Source organism: Candidatus Borrarchaeum sp. (assembly GCF_019058535.1).
Taxonomy (GTDB): Archaea; Asgardarchaeota; Sifarchaeia; order Borrarchaeales; family Borrarchaeaceae; genus Borrarchaeum; species Borrarchaeum weybense.
Map to the genome: position 1 here is coordinate 20,285 of NZ_JAHPYX010000254.1, position 8,770 is coordinate 29,054.

General features: G+C 36.2%; 10 protein-coding genes. 8 read left to right on the forward strand and 2 right to left on the reverse strand.

Annotated elements, in window-relative coordinates:
• The first annotated feature begins 50 nt into the window (after positions 1-50).
• Positions 51-275 carry a 30S ribosomal protein S17e gene (locus QVB70_RS15495; protein ID WP_287588124.1) on the forward strand — a complete coding sequence of 75 codons (225 nt, stop codon included), beginning with the start codon at positions 51-53 and terminating at the stop codon, positions 273-275.
• 320 nt (positions 276-595) lie between these two features.
• Entirely contained in the window at positions 596-1,015 is a 420-nt protein-coding gene (locus QVB70_RS15500; protein ID WP_287588127.1) for a hypothetical protein, read from the forward strand.
• Positions 1,016-1,031: 16 nt separating this feature from the next.
• On the opposite strand, the gene QVB70_RS15505 is transcribed toward QVB70_RS15500, so the two are convergent.
• Positions 1,032-1,991: an MBL fold metallo-hydrolase gene (locus tag QVB70_RS15505; RefSeq protein WP_287588129.1), complete on the reverse strand. Its 960-nt coding sequence runs from the start codon at positions 1,989-1,991 to the stop codon at positions 1,032-1,034.
• A 120-nt stretch (positions 1,992-2,111) separates the two neighbouring features.
• On the opposite strand from QVB70_RS15505, the gene QVB70_RS15510 reads away from it, so the two are divergent.
• The 5 genes from QVB70_RS15510 to QVB70_RS15530 all read left to right on the forward strand — a co-directional run bounded on the left by QVB70_RS15510 (position 2,112) and on the right by QVB70_RS15530 (position 6,837).
• Complete coding sequence (locus tag QVB70_RS15510) at positions 2,112-3,140, forward strand: AIR synthase family protein (protein ID WP_287588132.1); 1,029 nt, start codon at positions 2,112-2,114, stop codon at positions 3,138-3,140.
• A gap of 169 nt (positions 3,141-3,309) precedes the next feature.
• Complete coding sequence (locus QVB70_RS15515) at positions 3,310-3,906, forward strand: hypothetical protein (RefSeq protein WP_287588134.1); 597 nt, start codon at positions 3,310-3,312, stop codon at positions 3,904-3,906.
• Positions 3,907-3,962: 56 nt separating this feature from the next.
• Positions 3,963-4,727 (forward strand): zinc-ribbon domain-containing protein, encoded by a 765-nt coding sequence (locus QVB70_RS15520; RefSeq protein ID WP_287588136.1) that lies wholly within the window; start codon positions 3,963-3,965, stop codon positions 4,725-4,727.
• Between the two features lie 347 nt (positions 4,728-5,074).
• Entirely contained in the window at positions 5,075-6,136 is a 1,062-nt protein-coding gene (locus QVB70_RS15525; protein WP_287588138.1) for a glycosyltransferase 87 family protein, read from the forward strand.
• Positions 6,137-6,159: 23 nt separating this feature from the next.
• Entirely contained in the window at positions 6,160-6,837 is a 678-nt protein-coding gene (locus QVB70_RS15530) for a hypothetical protein (RefSeq protein WP_287588140.1), read from the forward strand.
• A 37-nt stretch (positions 6,838-6,874) separates the two neighbouring features.
• On the opposite strand, the gene QVB70_RS15535 is transcribed toward QVB70_RS15530, so the two are convergent.
• Entirely contained in the window at positions 6,875-7,936 is a 1,062-nt protein-coding gene (locus tag QVB70_RS15535) for a 2-hydroxyacid dehydrogenase (protein WP_287588142.1), read from the reverse strand.
• A gap of 103 nt (positions 7,937-8,039) precedes the next feature.
• Between QVB70_RS15535 and QVB70_RS15540 the strand changes: the two genes are divergently transcribed.
• On the forward strand, positions 8,040-8,770 hold a 731-nt coding region (locus QVB70_RS15540), incomplete at its 3' end, for an FGGY-family carbohydrate kinase (protein ID WP_287588143.1).

An 8,770-nucleotide genomic window follows, 5' to 3' on the forward strand; every position in this document is an offset into this window, starting at 1 on the left:
ACTTAGACGAGTGACTGAAACACCTAAGGAATAAATGGAGTTGTTGCTTCTTGGGAAAGATTAGACCATCACATATCAAAAATATCTCTAAAAAAATCTTGGAAACTTACGACCATTTGATTGAAGATGATTTTGAAAAAAATAAGGAACTGTTAGATCAAATATTAGACTTGCAGTCCAAAAAACTAAGAAATAGGATAGCGGGTTATTTAACATCATTGGTTCGTATAAAAAAAAGTTCTCAATATTTCGAACCTAATAATGATGCGTTATAGCATTTTTCTAGAAATTAAATTTTATATGATATTATTTCCGTTCAGGCTCTAAATGGTTCTTAAATAATGAAGAATTTTAGAAACAAATTTTTGATTGTTTTATACAAATATCAAGAATTCGATATTAATGGATGTTTTCTTTTTAGGATTGTTAACTCACTAGGTTTGCATTTTTACTCAGAGATTTTGTTAAAAGGCGCATTGAGATATTAACTGGTTTTTCTCGTCTCTTATTGAATCATCAAAAGAGACATATAGGTGATTTCCCATTCAATATTTGCAGTAATATTCTCAATTTTAAAGTCGTAGAGGAATTAAATGTGGCTTCCGGATCAAGATTGAAAGAACAAAATCGTAGATATAAACTACATGCGGATTTAAAAGCCACGTTATTGCATAATTTTCGGAATGTTGAAGAAGAGTACCTTGAGGATAGATCCATATTTGTTGCGAGAGATAGACGCGATGACATCGCCTTATGCATCATTTTAAGAGTACATATGGCATCCTTATCTGAAATCTTTGAATCTGTGGGCATGGTTTTATTTTATTCTTCTTTTATGGGCAGTACTATTCATTTAGGTCTTCTTGATGAGACATGGAAAATAATACCTGATTCACTTAAGCGATTTCTTAATAGTCAGATTAATCTTGCTATATTCAATCCTTCTACAAGAAAACTTGTTGTACTGAAGCGTAAAAACCAGAAAAACCTAAAGAAGATTATGGATAAAATATAGGCTCTTCTTTTTCACGCTAAGAAACTTTTTCATAATAATAAATGCCATCTTTGAGTATTTCATTAACTTGTTCGTTAACTTTAAGAGATTTAAGATGCGCAATTGTTTCAGTACAAGAAATTATATTTCCAATAAGTGGTTGATTCTCTCCGAAAACTCTTTTTGAAATTTCGAATGCTGTTAGTTTTTTGTTCTCTAGAGTTTCTAAAATCCACCTTTCCCGAGAATTATGATGTTTTAAAATCTCTAGTACTCGCTTATGCGGATTTTCAATCGCCTCATTATGGCCTGGGAAAGCAATTTCAATATCATAGTTTAACAACTCTTGAAGAGATTGTTGATACGTTTTTAGGGGATTTTCTGATTGTTCTACGCATCTATGACCAATTTGTGGCGTGATCTTTGAGATAATATGATCTCCTGTAAACATTATCCTTTTCTCTTCATTATATAAGCAAATATGATCTGCGCTATGCCCTGGAGTCCAAATAATTCGCAATTTCAGAGAATTTGTGAAAATAGATTCTTCGTGAGTTAACATTCTATCAATATCAGTCATGGGCGTATTCTTTATAATGCCTTGATAAGTTTTCAGAAACTGGTTTACCGTTACTATTGGCATCCCATTTGTAACAAGTAACTCGGATCTCAACGAAAGATCGTCCTTTAAGTCAGACGTAGAGGTGATCATATTCTGATGCGCAAAGATTTGTGCATTACACTCATCTTTTATTTTTTTAAACAGGCCATAATGTTCATAATGAGAGTGTGTAACTATGCATGCCTCGATATCATCCATGGAGTATCCGATAGATTGGACATAAGTGGTAAGTGTGTTAAACGCCTCTTCAGTCGCGGGGCCACAATCGATTAAAACCAAACTTGAATTATCATGATTTTCAATTAAATGGACGTAAACATGCCTAACAAAGAAAGGAACAGGAAGACGAACTCTATGAATATTTTCCTGATTCAATTGGTTTCATCACGCCCATAACAATTTTTAAATCTCTTTGAGATAGTCGATTGTACTTCAAAAGATTTCTTCAATCATATGTCTTTCTCAAAAAAGAGATTATAATGGAGGAGTTTGTTAATGGCATTCCCTCCCGGAAAAATACCTATGGATATCTTACGAACTATTGTTTTCGAACACTTGGGGGTGCAAAATCCACGTCTTCTACTTGCGCCTGGCATAGGTGAAGACGCAGCAATTATCAAAATGAATGGAAAGGTGATTGTTGTGACAACGGATCCCATAACAGGTAGCTTAGAGAGCATTGGATGGCTTTCTGTTCACATTAATGCAAATGATATTGCAACCTGTGGAGCCATTCCCCTATGGTACTTAACAACTATTTTATTACCCGAGAAAACGAAAATAGATCACAGGAAGATCTTAGATCAAATTACTTCTCAAATTGACGCAGCATCAAAAGAACTTAATATAACCGTAGCAGGAGGACATACGGAAATTACGCCAGGAATTAGTAGACCCATTGTTGTCGGTTTCATGGTTGGTGAAACTGAAATAGATAATTATGTAACTTCTAAGGGTGCAAAACCTGGTGACCAGATTATTATTACTAAGAGTGTTGGGTTGGAAGGCACCTCAATCCTTGCTGAAGAAATGGAAATCATTCTTAAGGGACATCTGGAAGACTCGGTTATATTGCAGGCAAAAAAATTCATCGAACAAATCAGCGTAGTGAAAGATGCTCATATCGCAATGAGCGTAGGAGGTGTCAATGCGATGCATGATCCTACAGAAGGAGGGGTATTTTTAGGACTCCATGAGATCGCAGATGCCTCTCATATTGGCTTGCAAATAGAAGAAGCGCTAATTCCTATAACCAGTGAAACAGAAGCTATTTGTGAATTTTTCGAAATTGATCCTTTTCAACTGATTAGTTCTGGTTGCTTGATCATTTCGGCGAGCCCAGAAAAGACCCCAATGATTGTAGAACAACTAGAGAGTGAAAATATAGCTGCGCATATAATTGGCGAATTCGTAGGAGACCCACAAATACGTAAAATTCTTACAAAGGATAAAAAATACCGAGATCTACCGAGACCAACATCTGATCATCTATGGCGTGCATTAGAGCAGGTGTTTAAAAAATGATATCTAGCTAATTTCGCATAAGCGCTCTGAATATTGAATTATTGCGGTTTAAATGATTCTGTAGAGTATTTATTCTAACGTAGAAGCTAATTTCTCAATTAAATCTAACAAACTTTTATTAATGTCCGTGTGCTGATTTTTATTGAGAAAACTGAGTAAGGGAATCTCGATGGGAATTTGGAAAAAACAAGGCGGCGCGACAAGACAATTTCGACTGCAAGTAGCCTTAAAAAAGGCTATTGCCCAGTTAGAAAAACGAAGAGCACAATTGGAAAAACAGTTTCGAACAAAATACACAGCCGCACAAGAAGCTAAAATGGCAGGTGACAAAGAGGTAGCTATTAGACTCCTTGAAGAATGTCAATTAATAACAGACGAACAAAATGATATAAAAAAGGAGATTTTCAGACTCAACCGTGCTGAAAGTCTTGTAGATTACTTAATCATGGCACCTGAGGTTTCAGCGCTCTTAAGAACAACAGCTTCTACTGAAGAAATCGATCCAGCTAAAGTATTGGGCATTGTGAGCAACCTTGAACAGCATATTGCACAAACAAAAGAGGCTGATGAAAAACTTGGCACCCTTCCAGCAGATATTGATTCTCAAGGGCTTCCCTCACCTCCTTTAGAAGAGACTAGAGAATCTAATTTACAAGAGGAAACTTCTCTGGAAGAAGATATAAACTCTGTTCATTCACATGCTGAAACAGATTCAATTACCAAAAGCAAAAAAGTCTCAAAAAATGAAAAAGAAACTGAATTATAGTTTCCCTCAAAATTAAATTCATTATAGATACTGTTTATGCCAAAGAAGGGATTTTAATGAGTCTATATTGTCCTAAATGTGGTACATCACTTCCTGATAATGCAAAATTTTGTCCTAAATGCGGTGCGAATGTAGAACAAACTTCGTCAATGGAGGATGCATACAGAGGATTTGAAAAGTCACTTCAGTTTCAGGATCTTGAAGCAGATATGGAAAGAATTGCAGAGTTGAAAAAAGGCTTAGAAAGAATTGAAAAAAAGTATGGGACTGATGTATGCACGATGCCTGCTGCAATCCTTGAAAAATATCGACAGATGAGAGTCGAAGCAGGACTACCTCCGCTTCCCGGTGAAAAACTAACCAAACCTCTATTGTTCAAAGGAAAATACTTTGATAAACTCTCTGAAAAAATCTTGTTGATTGGGGAGAACAAATTAAACGAGACAGGAGGTCTGGTCTCTGTTGCCGAGCTCTTGGCAGAATTAAAAACAATGAGTGTGAAGATTTCGCCTCAAGATGTAGAAAAAACGGTTAAAAAACTTGAAAAACAAAAAATAATTCCAGGGATAAAAAAACTGAAGTCTGGTGTTAAGCTTGTGGAATTTGTTGATGTTGCGTTAAGTGATGACCTTCGTGAGGTTCTGGATCTTGCTGCAGAAAAAGGTTGGTTGACACTGGCAGACGTCATTAAAACAGGTTGGTCAAAAGAACGTGCTAAACGCGCTTTTAAAGAATTAACTGATGCTGATATCGCAAGATATGACTCTAGTTACGCTGGTGGTGATATCTGGTTTTTCCCCTGTTTTAAAGGCTCTATTTAGAGAATCCAGTTACTTACAAGTATAGCCCTATGGATAAGACATAATCAATATTCAAGAATATATGGTCCAGTGAGCCTATGCAATTAAGCCAAACCTGCATCTAAAGTTATGTTGTTTTTTGCGAAGATTGGACCTGTATTCCTGTGTGAATTTAAATAATGATTAATGAAAGGCTGGATGATGAGGGCTGCAAGTAGTTAACAAAGGCATGCAGTTGTGATTATTTAAACTTTCAATATCTTCCGAACCCTTCTTGTTGCAAATGACAGCTAACGGATCGGTCTTCAAGAGTAAACTCTAACTTAAGAGTTAATATTATAAACAAAGTTAATTCTTCTTGATAGAATATGAAAATTGAAAGAATCATTCAGATAATCCAAGCGTCCTTTAAAATTCTAGTATTAAAAGTAGAATCACTCTTAGATTTATTTAGTACCAATAAATTCCTCCAACTGTTTGCAATTAGTATTAGTTGCATTCTAAGTTTTGTCTTTAGATTACTTGTAGTTCAGTATAGTCCTCCACCTGTAGTTGATTTTTTAAGAACTCACGAAATAGTGAAAGAATTTCTCTTAGGAAAAAATATATATGCTGAAGAACTCTCAAGAAAAAGCATTTGGTCGACACAGAGATACGGATATCCTCCGTTACACCTTTATTTATCAGCAGCATTGTATGTTATTAGTATACTAGTTAATGAGTCTCACCTAACAATAACTCAATATTTTCTATTTATCATTGACATCATGGTCGGCCTTTTAATCTACAAAATTCTAAATAATGGTCGATTCTGGAATTCTTTTTTCGGCTTAATTCTTTGGATTTTCAACCCCTTTGTTCTCTATAATAGTTCTCATGCAAAATATGAGGTTATTATGATACTTTTTATGCTACTTGCATTTGCTTGGTTAGATAAAGGAAAAGAAATAGAGGCAACTGTTTTCTATACCATAAGTATAATGATAAAACCCATTCCTATTCTTATGCTACCGCTATTTCTCTATAAATTGAAAAATCGTATACAGAGTATTGCGATTGGACTTGGTATTTTTCTTATTCTAAGTCTACCTTTTCTTATTACTCCTTTAACCTATTTTCAAGCATTAACGTTTTCCCAGATTGGTAGAGGACCTGCTGGAGATCAAGGATTTGGCATCTTTGCCCAAGTCCACACATTATATTCTAGCATTATAAGCAAAATTAGTATGAGTATTATCCTTATTATTATCTATACGAAATTTCGGGAGTATGACTTATACATTACCAGTTTTTTAGTTTATATCGCAACTGTCTCGTTTTTTTGGGTTCTTTACAAGCAATATTTTGTATGGTTTATACCTTTCCTCATAATTGTTGTTTTCAAAAATCTAAGGTTTAAAAAAGAAATTGATGATAAATCTAATTTGTAAATCCAATTTTGGGGGTATTTCATATGACAGATCTAATTTACATGTTAACAAAAGATGATGTGACTATACCGAATTCGCTTGAAGTCGTAGATGAGATAATGGACACTAATCTTAGATATATTGGATTCAAAGATCCTCAGGAAGGTGGTCTTCCTGCCGATAAGTACAAGCCTTTAATGGCAAAATTACGTGAAACGGACATGGAAATATTTATCGAAGTCGTCAGTGAGTCGGAAGAATTGAATCTTAGATCGGCAAAGCTGGCAGTAGATCTCGGTGTTGATTATTTGATCGGAGGAACCTTCATTGATTCTTCCATGGAAGCGATTAAAGGCACAGAAATAGGATTTTTTCCATATATCGGAAAAATTGTAGGACATCCCTGTATTCTTGAGGGTAGTATCGAAGAGATAGCGGAAGAAGGCAAAATGGTGAAGACAAAGGGTATCACCGGCATTAATCTTTTAGCTTATAGACGTGAACCAGCGTCAGAAGTCCCATTACTCATACAAGAAGTTCAAAAAGCCGTAGGACTCCCATTGATCATCGCAGGATCCATTAACAGTTTTGAAAGAATTGAAAAAATGAAAGAGTTAGGCGTTTGGACTTTTACAATCGGTGGAGCGATTCAAGACGGTATTTTTGTCCCAGGCGGTACAATCAAAGAAAATATAAACGCAGTCCTTGAAGTATTAAAGTGATACTAAAAGCAAAAGTAAGAAAGGCGCTCCTACGCCCTTATTTTCCTTTTAAAACTTCACGATTGACCACGTAAGGTGCGGTTCCCTCACTCAAAAATTGGTACAGTCCTTCTGCGATCATCATTCCAGTTCTACGGGGAATATCATAAGACACGCCTGCGGCATGTGGAGTTAGTAATATATTATCTAGTTTTAATATGGGATCATTAGGATGATCTATTGGCTCTACATTGTATACGTCTAAAGCCGCACCAGTTATTTTTTTCTCCTGTAATGCTTGAATTAATGCATCTTGATCCACTGCTATTGCTCGAGCAGTGTTAATTACATACGCTGTTTTTTTCATCAAGTCAAATTCTTTCGATGAAATGAGTGGTTTTGAACCCTTTGGAAGTCTTGCGTGGACGCTGATGATATCTGCCTCGCGTAATATTTCGTTTATATCCTCCACGTGTTTTATACCAAGTTCCTGAAATCGCTCTTTTGGAATAAATGGATCATATCCCCAAACTTCTAAACCGAACGGTTGTGCTCTTTTCGAGACTAATGCTCCTATTGCCCCTACCCCGAGTAATCCTAAAACCCGACCATTCAATTCGGGTCCCGTCGGTTTTTCGAATGTGTCCTCTCTTGGAGTTATCCAATCACCATTCTTAATCCAGTTATGAGCTGTCATTATATTTCGAACCAATGCAATAATTAGACCGAGAGTAAAATCAGCGACTGCATCAGCATTTCTTCCGGGAGTATTCAAGACAGGTATGCCTCGCTTGGTCGCCGCATCAACATTGACGTTGACTGGGCCACCCCGTCCGCACCCTATAACCCGCAATTTGTCTGCAGCTTCAAGCACCTCTGCTGTAATTGGGGCAAATGTAATGACTAAAATCTCTACGCCACTGATTTTGTCTATTATCTCTTGTGGGGTCCCAAAATATTCCTTTATCCCTGTTAGTCCTTTGACGACTGATTTTTCATCTATTTCGATATCAAAAAATTCAAAATTCAAATCCTTCCCTAAGAGCGCGAGTTTTTTTTCTATTTCCTCTTTAAACATCAACGCCGGTGTGAAATCATCTCCAGCTATTAGTATTTTCATTTTCATCACCATAAATTAATCCGATTTTATATTATAGCCATATTGTAATATATATGATCACTCAATATATAATGGGCTTAATTAGACTTCAGTAGGGATTTTTATGTCGTCATATTTAATTGCAATAGATGTAGGAACAACTGGGCTTAAGGTAACCATTTGTAACTACGAAGGCAAGGTTATAAGTTCTGCAGCGTCCCAAGATTATCCAGTTTTAACACCATTGCCAATTTGGGCAGAAACTGATCCAAATCTTTGGTGGGATGCAGCCAAGAAGACAGTGAAAAAAGCTGTTGAAAAAAGTGGCATCAACAAGGAGGATATCGTTGCTATTGTCTCGGATTCCCAGACTGACGGCTGCACCGCAGTTGATAAAAATGGTGAACCGCTTTATAATTCGATTCTTTATTTGGACAGACGGTCTGACGATCAAGCCCGAAAATTACGAGAAATATTCGGAAATAATGGTAAGGAACTTCATGACATAACTGGTCTTACAATCGATTCCTATCATATTCTTCCAAAAATCCTCTGGTTAAAGGAATTTGAACCAGAAATCTACGCAAAGACGCATAAAATCTTGAATCCAAACGATTTCATTTTGCTAAAACTGACGGGGAGATTCGTAACTGAGTACACACTCGCATCCTGCACACTTGTCTGGAATGTACATAAGAGGATCTGGTCAGAAAAAATTGTGAGCGAAAGCGAAATAGATTTTGATATATTACCTGAAGTAGTGCCTTCTACAGCTGTCATTGGCGAAATCGGTTCTGAAATTGCTCAGGAAATGGGATTAAAACCAGGAACTCCTGTGGTGGCAGGAGGTGGAGA